Below are 20,434 nucleotides of genomic sequence, written 5' to 3' on the forward strand. Positions count from 1 at the left end.
GCCATCACGACCTGGATCGAAAGGACCTACCACCGCCGGCGACGGCAAAGACGGCTGGGAAAACTCACGCCAATCGAATATGAAACAATCAACCGGACCGCGCTCACAGCGGCCTAAGACCCCGAGTCAACAAAAGCCGGGGCAGTCCCGGGTGAGCGGGTTGCCGATTGCGTCGTAGGTGAGGGTGGTCACCGTGCCGGCGGGATCGGTAACCGAGGTGGGGTCGTTGAGGTTGTCATAGGTGATGGTGGTGGTGTGCCCATTTGGGTCGGTGCTGGTGAGCTTGTTGCCGTTTGCGTCGTAAGTTGATGTGGTGACGTGGTTCAGTGGGTCGGTGACCTTGGTGGTGCCTAAGGTGGCCGGGTCGTAGGTGTAGGTCCAGGTAGCGGCCTGAGGAGTGCCTGCACCTTTCACAGCGGTGGCGAGCATGCCATTGGTGTAAGTTTCCTTGGTCACGCGCCCGGCCGGAGAGGTCGTCGTAGTGGTTCTGTCCGCCCCGTATGCGAAGGTTGTCACGCCGCCGTTGCGGTCGGTCTGCTTGGTGACACGGTTCCCGGCGTCATAGACGTTGGTGGTGGTCTTGCCGTTCGGATCGGTGACCGTGGAGAGCCGGTAGGCCGTGTCATACCCGTAGGTGGTCACGGCCTGCCGCTGCCGTCTGTGGCGGTGAGGACGTGCCCGGCAGCGTCGCGGGAAAGCGTGACAGCGTTACCGTTCAAATCCCGGATACGTGTCAGCAGCCCGCTGGAGTCGAAATCGAAAATTTCCTTGGCCTTGCGGGTGTAGGTCCACGAACCGTCAGCGTTGTGAGTGAGTCCGGCCAGGACCCTGGACGGCGCGGCGTAAGCGCCGGCGGAGTTGGCGGTGAATGTGACCATGGAGCCGTTTTCCTGGTGGACGTCCACGGTACCGCCCGAGGCCGCCGGGACCAGGTTCATGGCGTAGTTGAAGGACCATCCGTAACCAAATGGACTGTCGACCCGGGCTCCCTGTGAAGAGTAAGCCCGCCTGGTCTCGAGAGCGGGCCCCCTCCCGGGCGTTGAGGTGTCCGTAACGTTTTCGAAGAACTCTCCGGTTAACGTATTGATCGGGTCAGACTTGCAGGTGAAACACTGGTTCAATTCAGCCGGGTTGGAACCCGCGTTCGTCTCATGAGGCCAGCCGGGTCCCGAGTACGCCACCGGGCTGGACACCGCATACAGGGTTCCCGGGGGAAACGTCATGTTGAAGCTACCGTTGACTGCAACGACCTGATCGCCGTTGGTCGGCAGATACGCAACGCAGGTCGTCACACCCCCTGAGCAGCCGTTCATGTACCCACCGGTGGTCAGATCATAGAAATCCAGCTCTTGCACCTTGTAATTGCTGGTCGCTGTCGCAAGCCGGCCGCTGACACTGATGCTCACCGCCCAGGGCGGCGGGATGAACGGGGCGGAAACCGCCACTTGTCCGGTGGTCGTGAAATAAGCATTCTCGGGGCCGATTGTCGCAATATATGTATAACCGGACCCGGTCCCCTGGGGGAGGGTGCACGTTGTTCCGGTGCGACAGCTGACGCCCAGGGACCCCTGGTCTTTGTTGAAGATCTGAAGGTAATTGGAGCCGCCAACCGCGTAATTCGTTTCCGCTGTGAGGGCCTTCGTGCCGTCGGGGGCGGTTGACTGGGTTAGGGTCAGTGTGCGCGCCGGCGGTGTGAGAACGTCGGAGATCGCAAGTTTGCCTGTCGGGCTGTAGTACGCCGTCTCACTGTCAGCGATGGTTGCAACGAAAGAATCCGGAGCTCCGGCGTTGGCCATCACGCTGCATGTCGTGCCTGTGCGGCAAGTCACCAGGTAATTGGTAGAGGTATCAAAAATCTGCAGGTATTTGGTCGAAACGTCTCGATTCGCCGTCGCGGTCAGCTGCAGATAGGGACCGACGGTCATCGAAAGCGATACCGAATAGCCGCCCGAAGACATCGATGCCGGAACAGATAATGCCGCAAGGCCGGTCCGACGAGCCGATACCGGGGAGACATCGGCAGGAGTGGACACGCGCTGCCTTCCGAGCTCCCCGGTGGAGACTCCTTGAGAAACTGGAGCCGCGGCAGGCGCTCGTCTCGCGGTAGCAGCCGGTGACGCGTTAAGGGAATGAGCGAGGTTGGCTGACTGCAGCGACTGCGACGACGCGGCACTTCCCGGGAGGGACGATGCCTCCGCTGGTGCTGCGCCCGGCCATAGATTCACTGCTGTGATGGCGACAACCAGGACGACGGCGAATCCGATCAGCCGGGTGCAGAACAAACGGAAGGTAGCCACAATTTCCCCCAAAAGAACGACCTTGGCGTGCGCAAGACAGGAGAGATCATGTCAAAGGAAGGAAGCGCTTACTATCGATTGACTCAAAACTGCGCTGAAACTGGGGAAATCCTGCGTTTATAGAACGCAAGGGCACTTTGGGGGCGGCGGCCAAGAGGTGTCGGGGGCGAGTAGGATCCGTGCCGGTAATAGCGCTAGGCCGGATCTAGCTTGTCCCGGTTACATCCGGGTCTATCGCATACGAACGTCTGCGATAGACCCGGCACCGTCCCCCTGCGTGAACCTCAAACCCGCCGCCACCAACCACAAAAGCTACAACACAATCAAACTAACTAAACGCTGTTCAGGCCATGGGTTTTGTTAGGCTCGGCCCATGGGACACAAAATCGGGTACGCCCGGGTCAGTACCATTGACCAGGATCCGCAGCTGCAGCTCGACGCATTGAACGCCGAGGGTTGCCTGAGAATCTACAAAGACACTGCGACCGGGACCAAGGCCGACCGCCCCCAATGGATCCTGTGCCTTGACAACCTGCATCCGGGAGACACCCTGGTGGTCTGGAAAATCGACCGGCTCGGCCGGAACCTACATGACCTCATCGACATCGTGACCACCTTGGACGAACGAGGTATCGGGGTGCAGTCCCTGACCAACGGAATCGTCGACACCACCACAGCGCACGGAAAGCTCGTCTTTGGCATGTTCGCGCTGATGGCCGAATACGAAGCCGCGTTGATACGAGAACGTACCCAGGCCGGACTCGCCGCCGCGCGCTCAAGGGGCCGCAAGGGCGGACGCAAACCGAAGATGACCGCGGAGCTCATCAACAAAGCTCAGCGCATGTACGACGCACGGCAATTCACCATGGCCGAAATCGCCCAATCCTGCGCCGTGACACCAATGACCATCTACCGCAACATCAAAACCAACAAGGTCAAGCACCCTTAGCGTTACTGGCTGCACGGATACTACTCAACCCCCAAGAACACTCATCGGGACAATTCCCGCAGGTGTTTTTGGGTCTTTGGGCTAGCTGTCCTCCATGAGGCCAGGCTCGTCAGAATAACGTGTCGCGCACCCGCAGCGGCCGGTAGCCTGTGGGGCCGAGCTGTGCCAGCTCACCATCGACGTCTACGTCGATGGATCCGAAGAAGTTGATGTTCTCGCTGTGCGCCGGGGAGATGTGCGCCAGCACCTCATCGTCGATGCGCCGCCCCGCGGTCCGCATCGAGTCGACGGCTAGACCGTAGTACTCCGTGGTCCATGCGACCACGGCGTTTGTGACGAGGGTCAGACACCACGCCTGCTCTGTCTGCTGCTCCAGGTGCCGGGCACGGACCGCGCCTTCGTGCGCGTAGAGGAGGTCTCGTTTGAGTGCGTGCAGCGACTCTCCCTTGTTCAACTGCCGGGAGATCTTGCGCCGGTAGGCAGGGTCTGCCAGGTAGCGGGCGGCGTAGATGGTGCGGCGCAGCGCCCCGTATTCCTTCAGCGCCGCCGCCAGCGCGTTCTGCCTGCCTGAAGCGGACAGCTTGCCGACCAGCAAGGACGCGGTGGCGTGGCCGAATTTCAGCGACCCGGCCACGCGGAGCAAGTCGTCGTAGTGCTCAGCGATCAGCTCGGTGTTCAGCTTGCGTGTCAGCAGCGACCCGGCGTTTGGGTAGTCTGCCTCGACCTGCGCCCGGGACCCCATGCGGGTCAGGGTGATCTTGCCCAGATCCCGGATGCGGGGCGAGAGCTGGAGCCCGAGCAGGTCAAACAGGGCGAAATTGACCAGCGTCACCCCATGCGTGTCCGTCGCGTGCTCCGTGATGGGAATATCGGTCGCGTTCCCCAGGATTTCGTCGAGGACGTAATGGGCCTCGCGTTTCGTGGCGACGATGACCTTCGTGCCATAGGTGGTGTGCTGGTCGGTCACGTGCGTGTACGTTGAGAGCCCTTCGTTCGCGAAATACCTGCTCAGGGCCCTGGCAGTCACAGACTTGCCGCGGGTCGGGAAGCGCTGGCCGTCCGATGAGGACAAGGTGCCGGTGCCGAACACCGGGGCCAGCGGCAGCCGTTGGTGGTAGTCGATGAGCGCCAGGTTCGCCGCGCGCAACGTCTCCTCCCGCACGTACCACTCTGCAGTCCAGGCCAACACGTCGTAGGAGATCCCGCACGCATCAGCCATCCGTGTGAGTCCAAGGTTGGTGGAGTGGCTGATCAGCACCGCGATCAGGTTCCGCTTCAACTCCGGGCTGCGGGCTTGTTTGCCCCCGGCGTGGGTGAAGCAGTCAAGGTAGCCGGTGCGCTTGTCCAGCTCGATCAGCAACGACACGATCGGAGCGAACGGCAACATCTCGGTCAGCTCCGGCTTCAACGCCGTCGCCTCGACCGGTATGTCCTCCGCAGACAGCGGCGAGATCACCAGATCACCGTCCTCGTCTAGGCGCACTGGTCCGTCTCCGGCGGCCAGGACCACCTCAAGCTCTCCGAGCGCCTCGCTCAGTTCGTCCTCAGCGTCCGCCAGCGCATGGGCGGGGTCGGCGGGCTTACCCACCAGCTGGCAGAACTCTGCGCGCTGCAGGCCCCATTTCTCCGGGGTCAGCAGGTAAGCAGCCGGGTTGGAGTACCGACGCGAACCCGGCACGAACACGTCCCCGGTGCGCAGACCGTCGCGCAGTGCCAGCAGTGTGCACAGCTCCCAGTAGTGTCGGTAGTCGCTGGTGTTGCCGGAAGTAGCTGCGGTCTCCAGATAGCCGCGCCACCGCGCGGGCACGAACCCGGTCGGCGCGTCGGCCGGGACCCGGCGGGCTCCGGTGGCGTTGAGTCCGCGCAGGATCTCCACAGCATCGAGCAGCCCGGCCGCGGCGGTGCCGCCGGCGAACGTCACCGCGGCGAGGACGTGCGGGGTGAACTGCCGCAGATACCCGTAGGAGCCGTCCAAAGCCGTGAGGTGCCCATGATCGCGCGGCAACCGCGGGACGGCCTGTGCCATAGCCGATCGCAGGCGGGGCCACCCAATCCGGTCACCACGGATCAACCCGCCGATCTGCTCATCAGGCACGGCCGGATCGGTGATGATGGCCAGAAGGTCATCCAGCAGCGCCTGCCGGTCTTCCCCGGTCCTGCCCCGTTCGGCAAGCGCGTCGCGCATCTTTCGCTCGGCTTTGCTTTCCCGCGCTGAAATGGCCTGGTCAAACAGTTGCACTACCTCGTCGAGCACATCTGTCGCCGACTGCGCCAGCATCGTAAGCAGGATCGGGTAGCGGCGCTGTGGATCGCGTCGTTCCAGCGCCTGCGCGGTCAACCGGCGCCCGACCGTGGCCAGGAACCGACGCCGCTCGGCGGGGAGCACCGACAGGTCGAGGGTATCCGCACCCAGGCCGCGTAGGAACTCCAGCTTGGCAACCTCAGCCTTCACCGCGGCCGGGGACGCCTCGACAGGGCCTGTCGACAGCCACCGCAACCGGGTCATACCGATCCCGGGGTCGGTAACCAGAAGTGCATCCAGCCCGGCGCACCGGGCCTCGGTAAACTCGCGGGCAAGCCGGTCGAACGTCTCCCGCTGCGCCTCCGCGCGAGCATGCGCGACCCGCTCGACCACGGTCACCGGGCCGGGTCGGAGCACGCGGGTGGAGATCAAGTACTCACACGCCAGCCGGAAAAGCAACGTTGGCGAGTCGTGCTCCAACGCCCGGGCAAGTAGGAACTCGTCCAGTTCCTTCAGCTCCATCGTCGCCGGCAGCCGCCAGCCCAGATACTTGGCCACCAGCCGCAGGTGCTCGGTCCGGGTCTTCGTCCGCCGCCCATAGGACCGTAACTCGTCCGGGTCGACGCCGAGCTGGTCAGCCAACCGGGCCACCGCAACCGGCGGGGCCGAAGACACCTTGTCCGGCACGAAACCCAGCCACGGCAACGTGCACAACGCTACTGCCAAACCAAGCCGGTCAGCCGGTCCACGCCCCCGACCGGGATCAACGAACGCGACGTCCGCCGGGGTCGGAGTGAAGAACCTGAACAACTCGTCCCTGCCGATCTCAGGGAATCCCCGAAGCTTATCCAGCTCTTCATCCGAGAACACCTGCGTTGCCAAGAACGACCTCCAAACAAGCCCACAGATTCCCAGGTCAGAAGCCTACCCCAGCCATATCCGCCCGATTTTCGGCGACTACTACGGTGACCCCGAAACCCCGAACGGGCATGTGAATACTCGGACATGGAAGGTGCAGGTCAGGCCCATCGAGGCCCGTCTGCCGCGAGCTAATGCGTCAAGGCCGGCCCGGCAGGCGGCAACAGCCGTTCCAGGATTGCCAACGAGCGGTGCACGTCCACGTCGTCCGGGCTGATGAGCCATTGCAGTTGTAAGCCATCGGAGGCGGCGGCGACCAGCGCGGCGGCATCATCGGCATCGATGTCCGCGGCTATGGATCCGGATCGCTGACCGGCCCGGACCCTTTCGGCTAGATCGGCCCGAACCCGGCGAAAACGCTCGTCGATGAAGTCCCGTGTGACCGGGTGATGGCGCTCCTGAAGCGCATCAGTGGTCAGCGTCGCGTACAGCTCAACCAGACCAGGAATTGTGCGGTTTCGTTCGGCGCTTTTTTCCATCACGGCCACGGCTGAGACGTCGGCCGTGCCGGACGGCTCGTGAACCATGCCTTCGTGTTCTCGGTAAACCGCGACCAAGAGCTCATCGCGCGATGCAAAGTAGTATCGCAGCGCGGCATGCGAAACGCCGATCGCAGCTCCAATCGCCCGCAACGAGGAGCCGACTCCCTGTTCGGCGAACAGTTCTATAGCTCGCAAGAGAATCTGGGCTCGTCGTTCGGGGGCTTTCCGGTATGACCGCCCACGCTCCTCGGCTTGATCGTTGGCCATCCCACCATCGTACGTGAGTGGTAGAAGCCAGCTCGGGACGTCGCGCACGGGTTAGAAGCTTGGCCGCCAGGTCTCGACGGCGTCATCGCTGACTGCAACTACCTCGCGCCAGCGGTCAAACAGCGAGCAGGGGTGGGAGATGCCCAGGTCCACGACGTCGCCGACCTGCAGGCCTTCGGCATCGTCCACGATGGCGTGGTGGTCGAAGAGGCGCGTCAGCGTGGCTCCTTCGCCGGCCGCCAGGAGGGCCCCGTTACGGAACCGGGAGACGATCACCGGCAGGCCGGCGTCGTACGCCAACTCCCGCTTGCCCGCGTTCAGGACCACGCGCCCGGCTTCCGGGGCGGAGATGACCAGCGCCCGCACCACCGCCGCGGCGGTGAGACCGGGGACCGGCGAGACGCTCTGGTAGGTGCCATGGTCGTGAACCACGTAGCAGCCTGAACGAAGCACGTTGACGGAGGTGCTGTGCGGCAGGAACGCGGCTGCCCGGTCCTGGAACGCGGAGCCGCCGTTGCTGAAGACCGGCACTTCCACTTCGAAAGTGGGGCGCAGTTCATCGAAAATGTCGCGGGCCAGGCGGCAATGCGAATCGATCCCGGCCAGGTTTTCATCCGTCCGGGTGTTCGGTGCCACACCCTCGTAGGCGCTGACGCCGGCCAGCAGCAGCCCGCTGGCGGCACGAATCTCCCCGGCCAGGGGCCCGGCTTCGGCCTCGCTGCGGATCCCGGTGCGACCGCCGGGGGTCCCGACGTCGATCAGTACGTTGAGCGGCCGTGGCGAGTCCTGGAACACCTCGGCCATGGCCTGGACGCCCGCCGCCGAGTCGGCCAGGCAGTAGATCTCCAGCTCCGGCGAGGCTGTCAGCCAGGCGCGCAACTCCTCAAGGTGGCCGCGGAACAGCACCTCGTTCGCGATGAGGATCCTAGTCGCACCCCACTCGATGGCCTGCGCGGCCTGCGCGGTGGTCGCCACGGTCACGCCCCAGGAGCCGGGCAACTGCCGGCGGACAATCTCGCCCGTCATGGTGGTCTTGATGTGCGGGGCCAGCACCATGCCGCGTTCCCGTGTCCAGGCCTCTTTGATGCCGATATTGCGCTCGACGGCGGCAACGTCCAGGAGCATCTGCGGCAAGGTGTGGAGCGGAAGGGCGGCGTCAAGGTGCGTCATGCGGTGCGGTTCTTTCAGGACGTTCTGGAAGCTGGGTACCCGGAGATCCTATCCGGTTCAGTAACTAGAGAACCCGTGGACAGATCCCGGCTAATGACAAGTAGCGGCCACTCGGGCGGTTGCCACGCGGAGTGAGTATGGTCTTTCACGTGTCGGACCGTTCACGCGCATCGTCGCGTGGCTGGCTGCCACGAGCTGAGTCCAGGCCATAGGAGGTCACATCATGTCTGTCATCATTGCAACCAAGGTTTCCGGTGACACGAGCGTTTTCGCCAAGTCGCTGGAGGAGCGCGCGGACGAGTATCGCCAATGGGGCGAGCGCGGCCGGGCGGCTGGGGCGATTCACCATCAGTTCGCAGTCGGGGACGGGTTCGTCCTCGTGGTCGACGAATGGGAATCGACGGAGGCATTCCAAAAATTCTTCGGTGATCCCGAGATCCAGGCGTTCATTGGTTCAGTCGGCGGCGACCCCAGTGTGGCACCTGAAATCACCGTCGGGGAATCGGTCGACTCTGCGGACAAGTACTAGCCGACTCGCGCATGTCGGTCCCCGTCAACGTACAGACTGTCCGCCCGCGCATGCTGGCCGCCGTCCGGCGCGAGGTCGCACCAGGCGACGTCGGTTCCGCATGGGGCCCTGCGGTGGGCCTTGTCTGGGACTTCATTCGCAGTCAGCCGGGTCTGTGGACGGACGGCCACAATATCTTCGTCTACCACCACTCGAACACGCCCGACGCACCCCTTCTGTGCGACTTCGGCGTCGAAATCACGCGCAGCTTCGAAACGGCGGGCGAGGTCTACGCGACCGAAACGCCCGGAGGCGAGGCTGCCGTAGCAGTCCACCATGGGCCATACGACCGTATGAACGAGGCGTACAACGCGATCGACGAGTGGATGGCGGCGAATCACAGGGAGTCTGCCGGGCACTCCTGGGAGATCTACGGAGATCCGACACCCGATCAGGCCGATACTGAAACGACGGTCGTGCACCTTCTGAAGTAGAGGAGACACTTCACCAGGACCACAGTTCGCCGAGCAGCCGTTGCACGTGATCGGGCTGCTCGATGTGGGCGAAGTGGCCGCAGCGCGGGATTGTCGCCAGCCGGGTGTGGGGGACTATAACTGCCAAGCGGGCCAGATCAGACTCGGGCGTGAACACATCGCTGTCGCCGCGGATTGCCAGAACCGGGCAGCGGATGCCGTGCCACTGGCCGAAATCGTAGTGCGCGGCTGCCCTTGCGGCAGCAGAGAAGCTGGCCGGCCGGGCATCGTAGCCGAGCTCGCGGATCTCGACCGGGGGAATGGCTGCCGGATCTGCGAAGAACGGAGACATCAGTGGTCCCATGAGGGGTGTGTCGGAGACAGTACGCACCAGTGCCGTCCCTGCCGGACCGAGGGCCGCCATGGTGCGCATGGCCAGCAGCATGCCGGTGAACGCCGGGAATCTGTAAAGGCCGGGGAGCGGCGCCCTGCACGCGTCGGACACACTGAATGTGGTGGCCGAAATGGCGGCTACGCTTGCGGTCTGCTCCGGCCATGCCGCAGCCATGTGCAGGGCCAGGAAGCCTCCCATGGAGTGGCCCACCAGGTTCCACCGCTGGTAGCCGAGCGCTTTCAGCACTCCGGTGACGGCGCGTGCCATCGCCACGAGGCTGAACCGTTGCAGCCGGGCACCGTTCGTGGATTCGCCCCAGCCCGGCAGATCAATCAGGACCCGGTCGTTGGCCGGTTCCCCGGAAGTCGGTGCCCCGGAAAGCAGGGCCTGGAAAGTGGTCCAGGATCCCGCGGCGCCGTGGAGGTAGACCTCCGGGGTGCCGGACACGCCCCACCGTCCCGGGGCACCCTGCTGGACACGCACTGTGCAGCGCCCTAGCTCCGTGGGAACGACATGCCGCCGCAGCGTGGGGGCGCTTTTCTGCTGAACACTCATGGTCACCTCTCCTCTTGCTCTGTGACACTGGTTCGTAGCCGCAGAGGTAGCGGATGGGACTTGCCTGTTCCGGCGCGTTCGCAGACCCCCGGATGGGGTTGTTCAGGGGGTGAGGGGGCCTTGGAGAACGCGGATCGCGAGGGCTTTGTCGCCTTCGATGATCGCTGTTTCCAAGAGATTGGAGCGGCCCCAGAGACCCAGGTACATCCCGCGCGGCGGGGAGGTAATCGAGGCCTCGGTGGCTCCTTGGCCGAACCTCCAGCTGCCGGCCCCGGGTACCTGGAATGTCACTGTCCCCTCCGGCTGGGCCATACGACCCAGCCGAAGCTGTCGCGGGGTGAACATTGTCAGGATCTCGTCGATTCCGTCGAGCATGAAATCTGCTGAGAAAGAGGGAACCGCCAACCCTGATGCTTGGCACGCGTCGATGAGGTGGACGGCGTGTTCATGTGCCTGGCGCCGACGCCAGAAACCGGCTTTGCGCGGGGGTGGGCCAAAGTTCCAGCACTGCTCTTCGGGATCGAGCGCCGCCATTGTCCGTAGAAATGCGTCCGTGCCTTCGAGGAACCACGTTTCGGCGCCGGTGGCGGGTGGTGCCGGTTCCTCGACAAACTTCCCCGAAAGGACTATTTCGGCGGCCCAACGTTCGATTGACCCCAGATGCCCGAAGAGATCCTTGAGCGTCCAGCCAGGACAGGCCGGCACAGGACGAGCCAGGATGTCCTCGGGTTGGCGTGCCAGGACGCTTAGACGGTCCACGCTGCTGGCAAGCTCAGTAAGATAGCGATCCGGCGACATATCCCGAGCATAATGTGCCAGCTGGTTTCCCCGCGCTCGACATCGCGGCGGGGACTCGATGGGCCCCGCCAGAGAGGAATCCTCATTTTTCGGAAAGGGGCACGGCCGGCGTGGAGAACTGCCGAGCGGGCACGCGCCCCACGCCGGCAGCAGTAACGGCCGCGGCCAAAACGATTGCCCCAGCCGTGAGCAGCGCCGGGCCGTATCCCTGCTGCAGAATCGGGGCCACGACCAGCGGCCCGACGATCTGGCCAACGGAGTATCCCGCGGTGAGCAGCCCGACCGATCTCGGGAAGCGAAGCTCGTTGCCGACAGCAAGAGCGAGCGCACTGATCCCGACGAACGTTCCGCCGAAGAGGGCTGCCGAGGCGAGGTCGGCGCCGACGCCGTCCGTCAAGGCCGGGAGGGCGATGCCGACCCCCTGTAAGACGAGGGCGGCCAGCAGCAGGTGGAGGCGGGACCATCGCCGCCCCAACCGCATCCACAGTGCTGACGCCGGCACAGCGGCCGCTCCGGCCAGCACCCAGGCGCTGCTTCCGAGCCCCCCTGTGGCCTTTTGTTCGATCGCGGCCACGAGGAACGTCCCGGCGACGATGTAGCCGGCGCCCTCAAGGGTGTACGAGATGAGCAGTGCCGCAAACCGCCCCGGCGCCCCCGGCCAAACCGGGCGAAGCTTAGCCCCGACGGCCGGCGTGGGGTCCCCGGGCGCCGTGCGCAGGGTCCAGCCGATCGCGGCAAGGACCGCGGTGAGCGCGGCAGACGCCCACCACGCGGCCCGCCAGTCGGTGATTGGCAGGAGCACTAGAACCAGCAGCCCAGACGCGGCGATTCCTGCGCCGACTCCGCCAAAGCCCCAGCCCGCCAAGTGGGCGTGGCTTTCCCGCAAACCGCTGAGGAGCGCGCTCACCGCAAACACGAAGATCAACGCGCTAGTCACGCCGGCCAGGCCGCGAAGGACCATCCACACGAACTCGCTCTCCGTGGCCGGCATCGCCGCCAGGCTCGCGATCAACACGGCGAAGGAGCCCCGAAGCGTGGCCCGCGAACGAGATACCGCGGGGAAAGCGATGCCGGCCAACGCGCCCGCGAGGTAGCCGACGTAGTTCGCGGTGGCCAGATGCGCCCCTGCGACCGTCGACAGACCCGCTTGGGCATGCATGGCGGGCAGGATCGGCGTGTACACGAACCGTCCGACGCCCATCCCCCCGGCCAGCGCTGCTGCGGCCTGCCCCACGTGGCACCAAGCTCTCATGGGGGAAGTCACTGCGGCGCTCACGATCGAATTCATGATGCCGTGCGGCCGGGGTCGTTCGGGTGGGACTCGAGCGCGGTCACCGTCACGGTCATCCACGGACGGAGCGGCAGCGTGCCGAGAACCTTCTCGTGCAGCTCGGCCTCGTCGGCCGCCCGCCAGATCCCGATGCTACGCAGCTCGCCGACAGGACGCCACAACCGGACCAGGCGACCCGCGGCCGCCAGCTCCCGCGCGCGCGCCGCCTCGGCGGCGCGGCGACGGTCCACCTCGTCAGGGCTTGTGCCCTCGGGAACGCTCGTCGTGATCTCGACTAGGAACTCGTGCATGATCTGGCTCCGTTCTTTCCTCCGACGGCCCTTTCTGCAGGCCATCCCTTACCGCTTCATCGTCCGGCCTCTCCCGATTCAGCCGCCACGACCGGCGTCCTCGCTTGTGATAGGCAGAGCCTCCTAGCGGCGTACAATCGGGCCATGGAGCTGCGCCAGCTGCGGTATTTCGTAGCAGTCGCCGAAGAACTGAACTTCGGACGGGCGGCATCCCGGCTGCTCATTGCCGGCCCGTCCCTGTCCCAGCAGATCAAGGCGCTAGAACGGGATCTCGGCGTTCGTTTGTTCGACCGGGACCGGCGATCGGTGACCCTCACCCCGGCCGGAGCTGCCCTGCTCCCCGAGGTACGCGATCTCCTGGCTCGCGCCGACAACGTCGAGCTGCGGGCGGCCCGCCTGTCCGGGACCGAGCCGGTGCGCCTGGGGTATGTCAGCTGGCTCCCGGCCGACCTCGCCGCGCGCACGGCGTCGGTGGCGCAGGTGCACGTGGACCCGTGGGTCGCGCCGTCGCACACCCAAGCGGAGCGGGTCGCCGAGGGGAGCCTTGACCTTGCGGTGTGTTGGGTTCGCGCGGCGGACCTTGAGGAACACGGCCTTCGCGCCGCGCTCCTCGGTGCCGATCGCCTCCACGCGGTCTCGGCCGGGGACACTGTCGGCGAGGTGGCGGCCCGGGACGTGGTTGCATTGCTCGACGACGACACCGCCTCGTGGTCGTCGTGGAACCTCTATGCCGGGCAATTCGCGCGCGACACCGGCGCGCACACCCTCCGCATCGCCGACGGCGGCATCACCGGCCCCGCGTTTTTCGATCACGTACGGCGCAGCGGCCGCCCCGTACTCCGATCGCCGAAGGACATCATCGCCCCGATTCCGCCCGACCTGCATGAGCGCCCGGTCGTGGCACCGGAGGTGTACTGGACGTGGTCGCTGGTGTGGCGCTCCGACGAGACGCGGGCCGCCGTGCACGCCGTCGTCGAGGCCCTGTCCGCGGATCTCGGCGACCTCGACCTGCATCGCCCCGAGGTCTGGCTGCCCGCTGGCGACCCGCACCGTCGCCCGACTCCTTAAGCCGTTCTGGGAGCCTCGGACTACCAGCAGGGAGGACGGCGGTCGTGGCAGAAGCAGGCGGATCCGGATCACACTCGATACATGACCACAACGCAACCCACCCCCGCCTCCGCCCGCACCCTGCCCACCCGCCCAACCCTTAAGGTCGCCGTCGTCACCGGCGCGTCGCAGGGCATCGGCGCCAGCGTCGTCGCCGCCTACCGCAAGCTCGGCTGGGCCGTTATCGCCACGTCGCGCTCCATCCCGATGTCCGACGATCCGGAGCTAGTCACCGTGCAGGGAGACCTCGCCGACCCCGCAACAGCCGACCGCATCATCGCCACAGCGGTCGAGCGATTCGGGCGCCTCGACACGCTGATCAACAACGCCGGCGTGTTCATTGCCAAGGACTTCACGGACTACACGGCAGACGACTACGCGGCCGTGACCGGTGTAAACCTAGACGGATTCTTCCGCATCACCCAGCGCGCCGTCGAACAGATGCTGACCGTCGGCGCGGGCCACGTCGTCAACGTGACCACGAGCCTTGTCGACAACGCCGACTCCCGCGTTCCCTCGGTGCTGGCATCACTGACCAAGGGCGGCCTGCAGTCAGCAACAAAGTCGCTCGCCATCGAATACGCAACCCGTGGCATCCGGATCAATGCCGTGGCCCCAGGCACGATCAAGACCCCCATGCACTCGCCCGAGACGTATGCAGACCTCGCAGCCCTGCACCCGGTAGGCCGCATGGGCGAAGTGACCGACATCGTCGACGCGATCGTCTTCCTTGAGCACGCCGGGTTCGTCACCGGCGAGATACTGCATGTCGACGGCGGCATGAGCGCCGGCCACTGACCACACCCACCAGAGGAGTAAACACATGACTATGACAGCAGACGACGCGGAAATCCTGCGGGGCGTCCTCGACCCCTGGAAAGCCGCCATTGACGCACACGACCCCGAAGGCATCGCCGAGCTGTTCACCGAAGACGCCGTCTTCCAGGGCCTACACCCGTACACTGTCGGCCGCCAGGGGGTTGCCGACTACTATGCCTCCCAGCCCCTCGGGCTGACCGCAGAGTACCGAATCCTCGAAACGAGGAGGCCCGCAAGCGACTTCGTCTACGGCTACCTCAGCGTCGAATTCGGGTTCGCCGACGGTCGGCCGACGCTGCCGGTACTCATCGGTGTCGCCGCACAGCGCAGCGGAGACGACTGGATGCTGGCGCTCTACCAGGTATCTCACCGGCCCGGACTCTGAACGGGATGCAGCCCTGCGTTTCGGACTTCACACCGTGCTTCGCAGCCGTCGCCTCAACACCGTGGCAACCACCAGAAGCACGACGACGGCGCCCAGGCCCACTCGCGCTGTCAACTGGCCGTAGGGTTCGGCCCCGGTGAAATACATCAGGGCCAGCGCGGGAGCGATGCTGGTGAACTCGTAACGGCCGCTCAGCACCACGAACGGCAACAGCAACAGCGCGTACCAGGGGTAGCTGGGCGAGACGATCAGCAACATTCCTCCGACCATCAGCACTTGCCCGTCCCAAGGCCGGGAGACGTCGGCGGTCCGCCACACGTAAATGGCCAGGCCGAGCAGCAGCACCAGTGCGGCCGAGGCCGCCCAACTGGCCGGGAGCAGCAGCTTCAACAGGGTGAAGCGCGGGCTGTCCTGCCCGTCGTATCCCTCCGAGCGAAGGTATTCGGGCAGATAGCCCAGTACAGCCCAACCGCTGGCGAGGAGATATGGCACGTATGTCAAGGCAAATGTGGCCACGGCCGCAGCCACAAAGCGGACCGGCCGCCGGTACAGCATGGCCGGGGCGCTGATGGCCGGAATGAGCTTGGTGGCCACCGCCGCGCCAAAGGCCACGCCGGAGCCCAGTGTGCGCCCGCCCACCAGCAGCAGCGCCGCGGCCAAGACCAGAGCGGTGCCCAACGCATCCACGTGCGCACCGTTGATGGCTTCAAAGGCCACCAGCGGGGACCATGCCCACCACACGGCTCGGTGTGCGGGCCTTCCGGTGCGGCGCAGGAACGTCAACAGCGCTGCCGTTATGGCGAGGCTGAGCAGCAGCCCGGCCAGCTGAAAGGCGATAAACCCCACTTCGGAACCGGGGATGAGCCGCACGGCCAGGAAATACAGCTCCGCCACCGCCGGATAGACGGTGGGCACTGCGGGCCTGTTGATGGCCGTGCACAGGGTGCTGCCGCTTGGAATGTTGGTAGTGGTCTCCGTGCCCGTGGGGAAGGGATTGGCATGGCAGGTTCCGTCCGGTCCGGGGTCCTGGAACAGCCAGGCCGGCCGCAGCGGCCGCAGCGCCTCGTCCGCCGGAACGTGGGCATAAGGGGAGATTCCGGCTTTCTGGACGATGCCGTCCCACGCATAGCGTGCAGAGTCGTTGCTGGTGGCCGGCGGTGCGGCGATGGCCGCTGCTCCCACCAGAAGGGAGCCCAGGAGCACCACGGCGGCCGCGTACCGCGCCGGGATCCGGCGCGCCGCCAGTGCTGCCGGGACGAAGACCGTCCAGGCGGCCAGCGTGCCAAGGGGGGACACCCACTCCGCGGCTGGATCGTTGGTGACCGTCCACCAGAGGACCCCGGCCAGCAATGCGACCAGAGCAAGTGCCACCGCCGCAGCCGCAATGCCGGACGCCCGCCGGGTTGTTGGTTCGCTCACCCTTCGATCGTGCACTACGTGCAGGCCGGCGGGCGATGAATCCAAGGGACCGTTTGCCTTTCGTAAGGTCTGGACCGGGACGACGGGAGGGTCTTGGTGGTCTGATCGAGGTATGGACAGATTGACCACTTTCCTCCAACAGCGGATGGAAGCGGTGAACGGACGGTTCTCCTCGCCCTTGCGCAGCAGGCGGCTTACAGTAGTGCTTGGCCGTTGGCTCGGCCTTGCCTTTACCGTTTGCTTCTTGACCGGGCTGTTCAGCCACCTTCTGCAGGATCCGCCAGATTGGATGCTTTTCCTTACCCGTCCCGTGTGGCTTTACGTGGCTACGCAGGGTATCCACGTCGCCACCGGGATAGCTTCCGTCCCTCTATTGGCCGCCAAGCTATGGTCCGTGTATCCCGAACTCTTGCGCTGGCCGCCGCTAAAGTCCGTGGTGCACGCACTCGAACGGGCCTCGATTGCGCTCTTTGTGGCTTCTTCGCTGGAGGAAGTCACCATCGGATTGCTCAACACTTTTCAGTGGTATCCTTGGCCGTTTTCCTTCAGGGATGTCCACTATTGGCTGGCCTGGGTCATCATCGGGTCCTTGGCGCTTCATATCGCTGTCAAGATGCCCCTCATCCTGGCCCATTGGAGCCGCCGATCGGACGAGGCCGCTATCGCCGCGGACACGGAGAGGGGAGTGCCGGCGGGCAAAACCGATCCGGCTGCCGTGAAGCCCGGAACCGGGCACGGCTGGAGCCGCAGGGGGTTCCTGGCGGCAATCACCGCCGGGACCGGCGTCGTCGTACTGGCGACGGCGGGCCAGTCGTTCGCCTGGCTGTCAGGCTTGAACCTCTTTGCGCCGCGACGAATGGACTCGGGCCCGCAAGGCGTACCCATCAACAGGACCGCAGCCCAGGCGGGTGTGGCAGATTCCGCGCTGGCCCCTGACTGGGTGCTGACCGTGTCCTCGGGATCGGTGCAGAAGACGTTCACTCTGGCGCAGCTGGCGGCCTTGCCGCAGTACAGCTATGGATTGCCCATCGCGTGCGTGGAGGGCTGGAGCCAAGGAGCCCAGTGGCGCGGTGTCCGAATCAGGGACCTGATGGCGACGGTGGGCGCACCGACGGATGCCGAGCTGCAGATTTCCAGTATGGAGAAGGGCGGCGTTTACGGTCGCTCCTTCATGCCTGCCGCGTACAGCCAGGACGAACAGACATTGCTGGCGCTCGAGCTCAACGGCGAACCACTGGACCTCGACCATGGCTATCCGGCACGGATCATCGCCCCCGGCCGTCCCGGAGTCCTGCAGACCAAATGGGTGCACAAAGTGGAGGTGATCTGATGCGGCTCCCTTTGGTGACTCCGTCGGCGCCCGGTGAACACAGGACTGTCTGGTGGGTGCGGGCAGCCCTGGGCGCCCTGGGCTTGGCTGCCCTCGGCTATGCCGTCTTCGGATTCCTGGCGAACGTGCCGCCTATGCAGCTGATCGGTGTGGCGGCCTGGCTTGCCGTGGCGTTATTGGTGCATGACGGCGTGCTGGTCCCGCTAACAACGCTGGCCGGCGGCGGCTTGTCGCGGCTGACGTATGGACTGGGCCCAGTTCAACAGGAGATAGTGCGCGGGGCCCTTTTGGTGGGGGCGGTGGTGACCCTGGTGGCAGCCCCGCTGATCCGCGCCCAGCAGGTGCTTCAGCCAGGGGGTCAGGGCAGTGGCGCCAACGGCACCGTCCTGCAGGGCGACTATACGCTGGCCTTGGCTGTCTTTTGGCTGGTTCTGGCAGTGGCCGCGGCGGTTGTCGTGGCCGCCGTCGGACTTTACGGCCGCCGTTCCAAGGTCAGAAAGACCCGGTCCTGAACGGTCCGGGTGGCCACGGCATCCAGCCCCGCCCGCGCCGCGTGGAAAGCGAGCGCTTTCGACCCGGCGCGGGCCCAGGGAAAGGCCGCGCTGGCGCGTCCGTCTGAATCCTCCAGCACAGCCAGGTAGGCCACATCGAGGAAGTCCGGGGCTTCGGCCTCAGCCAGTACGTGCCCGCCCGGCGCGAGCAGTGAGGCAACACGCTCAAGCAGCATCCGGATGTTTCCGCCGATGCCGATGTTGCCATCCAGCAACAGGGCCGAACCCCAGCCCCGCTCGTGCGGGACGGGGTCAAAGATGGAGCCGAGGATGGCCGCGCCGCCGCGGTCGGTGGCCAGCGCCACCGCGGCTGGGCTCGAATCGATGCCCATGGAGGCCAGCCCCAGTTCCCGGGCGGCCTCAAGCATCCGGCCTGGGCCGCAGCCCACATCGAGAACGGGCCCGCGCAGGGTGCGAAGCAGTTCGCGTTCGTCTGCCGTGGCGGGGCCCGACCAACCGAGCATGTTGAAGTGGACGCGCCCGATGGTTTCGTGCCAAGGAGATTCCGGACGCAGCGTCAGGCGCCCCTGGCCGAGGGGCAGGCTACGGGCGTAAGGTTCGTGCCCGCCCTGTCCGAATAGAGCTTGGCCAAACAAAGCTAGCGGGCCCATCCCCGCTGCAGAACCGTCCGCCCGGGCGCGGGGACCCTTGGGGACTGCCCGGATGCTCATCGCAAGGCAACCCTTCGGTTGGCTGCGGCCGCGGACGGGGCCTCAGCCGGCACGCCGGCCGCTGGCCGCCCCGTGGCCAGGCGCTCCACTGCGAGGGCAAACGGGGTTCCGCCACACTCCCGGGAGGCAGCGAAGGCATCGGAAAAGTAGTCCACATCCCTCAGGACGGGCAGCAGCCCCACGTCCAGGCCGGCGCCGGCCAGCCGGGCCAATTGGTGCGCTCCCGTTTGCGGGGTGGACATGCCCACCCCGCGGAGCAGACCGCCGTCGGGCCGGTACAGTCCCAACGCCCAAAAGCCACCGTCCGACGCCGGGCCGAACCACGCGCCGTGATGCGGCACCGGAGCGGGAGTTGCCCAGTCTGCCAGGAGCGGGGCCAACTGGTCCCCGCATAGCTGGGGCGTGTCCATGCCCAGGATCAGCAGCGGTCCGGCCGTCAGCGAACAGATAGCCGCCAGCCGTTCGTCAAGGCCTCCGGCACTCTGGGCGAATACTTCAAAACCAGCAGCGTCCCCTTGGCGCGGGGAGCCGTCAAACACCAGCAAACGCCGGGCCGCGGGAAGGGACCGCACTGTTTCCAACGTCTGGCTCAGGCTTGTCTGGGCCAGGGCTGCGGCCTCCTCTGGAGTGAGCGGGGGAGTGAGTCGCGTCTTGACCCTGCCCGGGATGCATTCTTTGGCAATGACGGCGATGGTGAGATTCACGGCGTCGCTCCATGGGGACCCGCCGCTGGTCCGCCGCCCTTCGTCGCCTGAGTCCGCTGCGATGCGGCGGCCAACTGGGTCCCCATGTCTTTGAGCGCAGTGACGGTTCCGCGGAGTGTCCCCGTGACTTTGGACTTTCCTAGCCGCGGCGCATAGTCGACCGGAACTTCGGCCACACGCCAGCCGTCGCGGTGCGCTTTGAGGAACATCTCCAGCGGATAGCCGCTGCGCCGGTCCCTCAGGTCCAGGCCGAGGAGTGCGCTGCGCCGAGCAAGCCTAAGGGGGCCAAGGTCAGTGACGGGGATGCCCGTTAGCCGGCGCAACCGCCGGCTCAGGGCCATGTTGGCCAGCCGGGCGTGGATCGGCCAGGCACCGCGGGCCGGACGCCGTGCACCCAACACCAGATCGGCACGGCCGGTGCGCACGAGCTCCAGCATCGGGGCCAGTTGGGCAGGGTCCAACGAACCATCGCAATCGCAAAAGGCCACAAACTCGGCCGTGGCCACCAGGAGTCCGGCATGTGCTGCCGCGCCAAAGCCGCGCCTCGCTTCGTCGACAACAGTGGCGCCCAGGCTCTCGGCCAGGGCACCGGAGCCGTCGGTTGATCCGTTGTCCACGACGATCGCGCGATATCCGGGTGGCAAGGCCCCCAGCACCTTGGGAAGGGCCGAACGCTCGTTGAGGCATGGCAACACCACGTCTACCAGCGCGGCGGCTGAACCCCCGCCGTCGTCCTCCGGTCCGTTTGGGATGCTGGGAACGCCGATTCGATCGTGCGAACCGCGTGCACCGCTTTGCTTTTTCTCCACCCTTT

General features: G+C 65.8%; 21 protein-coding genes. 8 read left to right on the plus strand and 13 right to left on the minus strand.

What is annotated here, in order from left to right; translation table 11 throughout:
• Positions 1-126 precede the first annotated feature (126 nt).
• Complete coding sequence (locus AC1DJW_RS24235; RefSeq protein WP_476902730.1) at positions 127-642, minus strand: hypothetical protein; 516 nt, start codon at positions 640-642, stop codon at positions 127-129.
• Positions 639-2,297: a DUF6531 domain-containing protein gene (locus AC1DJW_RS24240; RefSeq protein WP_476902731.1), complete on the minus strand. Its 1,659-nt coding sequence runs from the start codon at positions 2,295-2,297 to the stop codon at positions 639-641. Before AC1DJW_RS24240 ends, AC1DJW_RS24235 begins: the two co-directional genes overlap by 4 nt.
• Positions 2,298-2,670: 373 nt before the next feature.
• On the opposite strand from AC1DJW_RS24240, the gene AC1DJW_RS24245 reads away from it, so the two are divergent.
• Positions 2,671-3,246, plus strand: coding sequence for a recombinase family protein (locus tag AC1DJW_RS24245; RefSeq protein WP_459342531.1), 576 nt, complete (start codon positions 2,671-2,673; stop codon positions 3,244-3,246).
• Positions 3,247-3,355: 109 nt separating this feature from the next.
• Here the strand turns inward: AC1DJW_RS24245 and AC1DJW_RS24250 are convergent, their stop codons facing one another.
• The 3 genes from AC1DJW_RS24250 to AC1DJW_RS24260 form a co-directional block, all read right to left on the minus strand.
• Positions 3,356-6,370, minus strand: coding sequence for a Tn3 family transposase (locus tag AC1DJW_RS24250; protein WP_476902732.1), 3,015 nt, complete (start codon positions 6,368-6,370; stop codon positions 3,356-3,358).
• Between the two features lie 167 nt (positions 6,371-6,537).
• On the minus strand, positions 6,538-7,155 hold the full coding sequence (locus tag AC1DJW_RS24255) for a TetR/AcrR family transcriptional regulator (protein WP_390276997.1): 618 nt from the start codon (positions 7,153-7,155) through the stop codon (positions 6,538-6,540).
• A gap of 51 nt (positions 7,156-7,206) precedes the next feature.
• Positions 7,207-8,325, minus strand: a complete 1,119-nt coding sequence (locus AC1DJW_RS24260) for an alanine racemase (protein WP_476902733.1) — start codon at positions 8,323-8,325, stop codon at positions 7,207-7,209.
• A 223-nt stretch (positions 8,326-8,548) separates the two neighbouring features.
• Here AC1DJW_RS24260 and AC1DJW_RS24265 point away from each other — a divergent pair, with 223 nt between their 5' ends.
• Together AC1DJW_RS24265 and AC1DJW_RS24270 are read left to right on the plus strand one after the other, a co-directional pair.
• The gene (locus tag AC1DJW_RS24265) at positions 8,549-8,854 is read left to right on the plus strand and encodes a hypothetical protein (protein ID WP_284752364.1); all 306 of its coding nucleotides are present in this window, start codon (positions 8,549-8,551) and stop codon (positions 8,852-8,854) included.
• Positions 8,855-8,865: 11 nt separating this feature from the next.
• A complete protein-coding gene (locus tag AC1DJW_RS24270; protein ID WP_390277001.1) occupies positions 8,866-9,327 on the plus strand; it encodes a GyrI-like domain-containing protein in 462 nt (153 codons plus the stop codon).
• A 10-nt stretch (positions 9,328-9,337) separates the two neighbouring features.
• Here the strand turns inward: AC1DJW_RS24270 and AC1DJW_RS24275 are convergent, their stop codons facing one another.
• The 4 genes from AC1DJW_RS24275 to AC1DJW_RS24290 all read right to left on the minus strand — a co-directional run bounded on the left by AC1DJW_RS24275 (position 9,338) and on the right by AC1DJW_RS24290 (position 12,634).
• A complete protein-coding gene (locus AC1DJW_RS24275; RefSeq protein ID WP_476902734.1) occupies positions 9,338-10,255 on the minus strand; it encodes an alpha/beta fold hydrolase in 918 nt (305 codons plus the stop codon).
• Positions 10,256-10,357: 102 nt separating this feature from the next.
• Entirely contained in the window at positions 10,358-11,053 is a 696-nt protein-coding gene (locus tag AC1DJW_RS24280) for a maleylpyruvate isomerase family mycothiol-dependent enzyme (protein ID WP_284752361.1), read from the minus strand.
• A gap of 82 nt (positions 11,054-11,135) precedes the next feature.
• Complete coding sequence (locus tag AC1DJW_RS24285; RefSeq protein ID WP_459342536.1) at positions 11,136-12,329, minus strand: YbfB/YjiJ family MFS transporter; 1,194 nt, start codon at positions 12,327-12,329, stop codon at positions 11,136-11,138.
• An 8-nt stretch (positions 12,330-12,337) separates the two neighbouring features.
• Positions 12,338-12,634 (minus strand): muconolactone Delta-isomerase family protein, encoded by a 297-nt coding sequence (locus AC1DJW_RS24290; RefSeq protein WP_390277013.1) that lies wholly within the window; start codon positions 12,632-12,634, stop codon positions 12,338-12,340.
• Between AC1DJW_RS24290 and AC1DJW_RS24295 the strand changes: the two genes are divergently transcribed.
• The 3 genes from AC1DJW_RS24295 to AC1DJW_RS24305 all read left to right on the plus strand — a co-directional run bounded on the left by AC1DJW_RS24295 (position 12,629) and on the right by AC1DJW_RS24305 (position 14,945).
• A complete protein-coding gene (locus AC1DJW_RS24295) occupies positions 12,629-13,702 on the plus strand; it encodes a LysR family transcriptional regulator (RefSeq protein WP_459342538.1) in 1,074 nt (357 codons plus the stop codon). The two genes, AC1DJW_RS24290 and AC1DJW_RS24295, sit on opposite strands and share 6 nt — an antisense overlap.
• Before the next feature lie 81 nt (positions 13,703-13,783).
• Positions 13,784-14,539 (plus strand): SDR family NAD(P)-dependent oxidoreductase, encoded by a 756-nt coding sequence (locus AC1DJW_RS24300; protein ID WP_284752357.1) that lies wholly within the window; start codon positions 13,784-13,786, stop codon positions 14,537-14,539.
• Positions 14,540-14,564: 25 nt separating this feature from the next.
• The gene (locus tag AC1DJW_RS24305) at positions 14,565-14,945 is read left to right on the plus strand and encodes a YybH family protein (RefSeq protein ID WP_476902735.1); all 381 of its coding nucleotides are present in this window, start codon (positions 14,565-14,567) and stop codon (positions 14,943-14,945) included.
• 27 nt (positions 14,946-14,972) lie between these two features.
• On the opposite strand, the gene AC1DJW_RS24310 is transcribed toward AC1DJW_RS24305, so the two are convergent.
• Complete coding sequence (locus AC1DJW_RS24310; protein WP_476902736.1) at positions 14,973-16,364, minus strand: glycosyltransferase 87 family protein; 1,392 nt, start codon at positions 16,362-16,364, stop codon at positions 14,973-14,975.
• Between the two features lie 112 nt (positions 16,365-16,476).
• Here AC1DJW_RS24310 and AC1DJW_RS24315 point away from each other — a divergent pair, with 112 nt between their 5' ends.
• Together AC1DJW_RS24315 and AC1DJW_RS24320 are read left to right on the plus strand one after the other, a co-directional pair.
• Positions 16,477-17,694, plus strand: a complete 1,218-nt coding sequence (locus AC1DJW_RS24315) for a molybdopterin-dependent oxidoreductase (protein WP_476902737.1) — start codon at positions 16,477-16,479, stop codon at positions 17,692-17,694.
• On the plus strand, positions 17,694-18,206 hold the full coding sequence (locus AC1DJW_RS24320) for a hypothetical protein (protein WP_476902738.1): 513 nt from the start codon (positions 17,694-17,696) through the stop codon (positions 18,204-18,206). The genes AC1DJW_RS24315 and AC1DJW_RS24320 overlap by 1 nt, the downstream gene beginning before the upstream one ends.
• Here AC1DJW_RS24320 and AC1DJW_RS24325 read toward each other — a convergent pair.
• From AC1DJW_RS24325 to AC1DJW_RS24335, 3 genes are read right to left on the minus strand one after another with little or no spacing between them, the layout of a single operon-like run.
• The gene (locus AC1DJW_RS24325) at positions 18,167-18,916 is read right to left on the minus strand and encodes a methyltransferase domain-containing protein (protein ID WP_390277030.1); all 750 of its coding nucleotides are present in this window, start codon (positions 18,914-18,916) and stop codon (positions 18,167-18,169) included. The two genes, AC1DJW_RS24320 and AC1DJW_RS24325, sit on opposite strands and share 40 nt — an antisense overlap.
• Positions 18,913-19,620 carry a TIGR04282 family arsenosugar biosynthesis glycosyltransferase gene (locus tag AC1DJW_RS24330; RefSeq protein ID WP_476902739.1) on the minus strand — a complete coding sequence of 236 codons (708 nt, stop codon included), beginning with the start codon at positions 19,618-19,620 and terminating at the stop codon, positions 18,913-18,915. The genes AC1DJW_RS24325 and AC1DJW_RS24330 overlap by 4 nt, the downstream gene beginning before the upstream one ends.
• The gene (locus AC1DJW_RS24335; RefSeq protein WP_350225140.1) at positions 19,617-20,429 is read right to left on the minus strand and encodes a glycosyltransferase family 2 protein; all 813 of its coding nucleotides are present in this window, start codon (positions 20,427-20,429) and stop codon (positions 19,617-19,619) included. The genes AC1DJW_RS24330 and AC1DJW_RS24335 overlap by 4 nt, the downstream gene beginning before the upstream one ends.
• Between the last annotated feature and the right edge of the window lie 5 nt (positions 20,430-20,434).

The sequence above is a fragment of the Arthrobacter sp. 05L417 genome (genome assembly GCF_056397865.1).

Coding starts and splice junctions, on each gene's coding strand:
- AC1DJW_RS24245 (WP_459342531.1), top strand. CDS start 2,671: ATGGGACACAAAATCGGGTACGCCCGGGTCAGTACCATTGACCAGGAT.
- AC1DJW_RS24290 (WP_390277013.1), bottom strand. CDS start 12,634: ATGCACGAGTTCCTAGTCGAGATCACGACGAGCGTTCCCGAGGGCACA.
- AC1DJW_RS24265 (WP_284752364.1), top strand. CDS start 8,549: ATGTCTGTCATCATTGCAACCAAGGTTTCCGGTGACACGAGCGTTTTC.
- AC1DJW_RS24325 (WP_390277030.1), bottom strand. CDS start 18,916: ATGAGCATCCGGGCAGTCCCCAAGGGTCCCCGCGCCCGGGCGGACGGT.
- AC1DJW_RS24275 (WP_476902734.1), bottom strand. CDS start 10,255: ATGAGTGTTCAGCAGAAAAGCGCCCCCACGCTGCGGCGGCATGTCGTT.
- AC1DJW_RS24280 (WP_284752361.1), bottom strand. CDS start 11,053: ATGTCGCCGGATCGCTATCTTACTGAGCTTGCCAGCAGCGTGGACCGT.
- AC1DJW_RS24320 (WP_476902738.1), top strand. CDS start 17,694: ATGCGGCTCCCTTTGGTGACTCCGTCGGCGCCCGGTGAACACAGGACT.
- AC1DJW_RS24305 (WP_476902735.1), top strand. CDS start 14,565: ATGACTATGACAGCAGACGACGCGGAAATCCTGCGGGGCGTCCTCGAC.
- AC1DJW_RS24260 (WP_476902733.1), bottom strand. CDS start 8,325: ATGACGCACCTTGACGCCGCCCTTCCGCTCCACACCTTGCCGCAGATG.
- AC1DJW_RS24255 (WP_390276997.1), bottom strand. CDS start 7,155: ATGGCCAACGATCAAGCCGAGGAGCGTGGGCGGTCATACCGGAAAGCC.
- AC1DJW_RS24300 (WP_284752357.1), top strand. CDS start 13,784: ATGACCACAACGCAACCCACCCCCGCCTCCGCCCGCACCCTGCCCACC.
- AC1DJW_RS24315 (WP_476902737.1), top strand. CDS start 16,477: ATGGACAGATTGACCACTTTCCTCCAACAGCGGATGGAAGCGGTGAAC.
- AC1DJW_RS24270 (WP_390277001.1), top strand. CDS start 8,866: ATGTCGGTCCCCGTCAACGTACAGACTGTCCGCCCGCGCATGCTGGCC.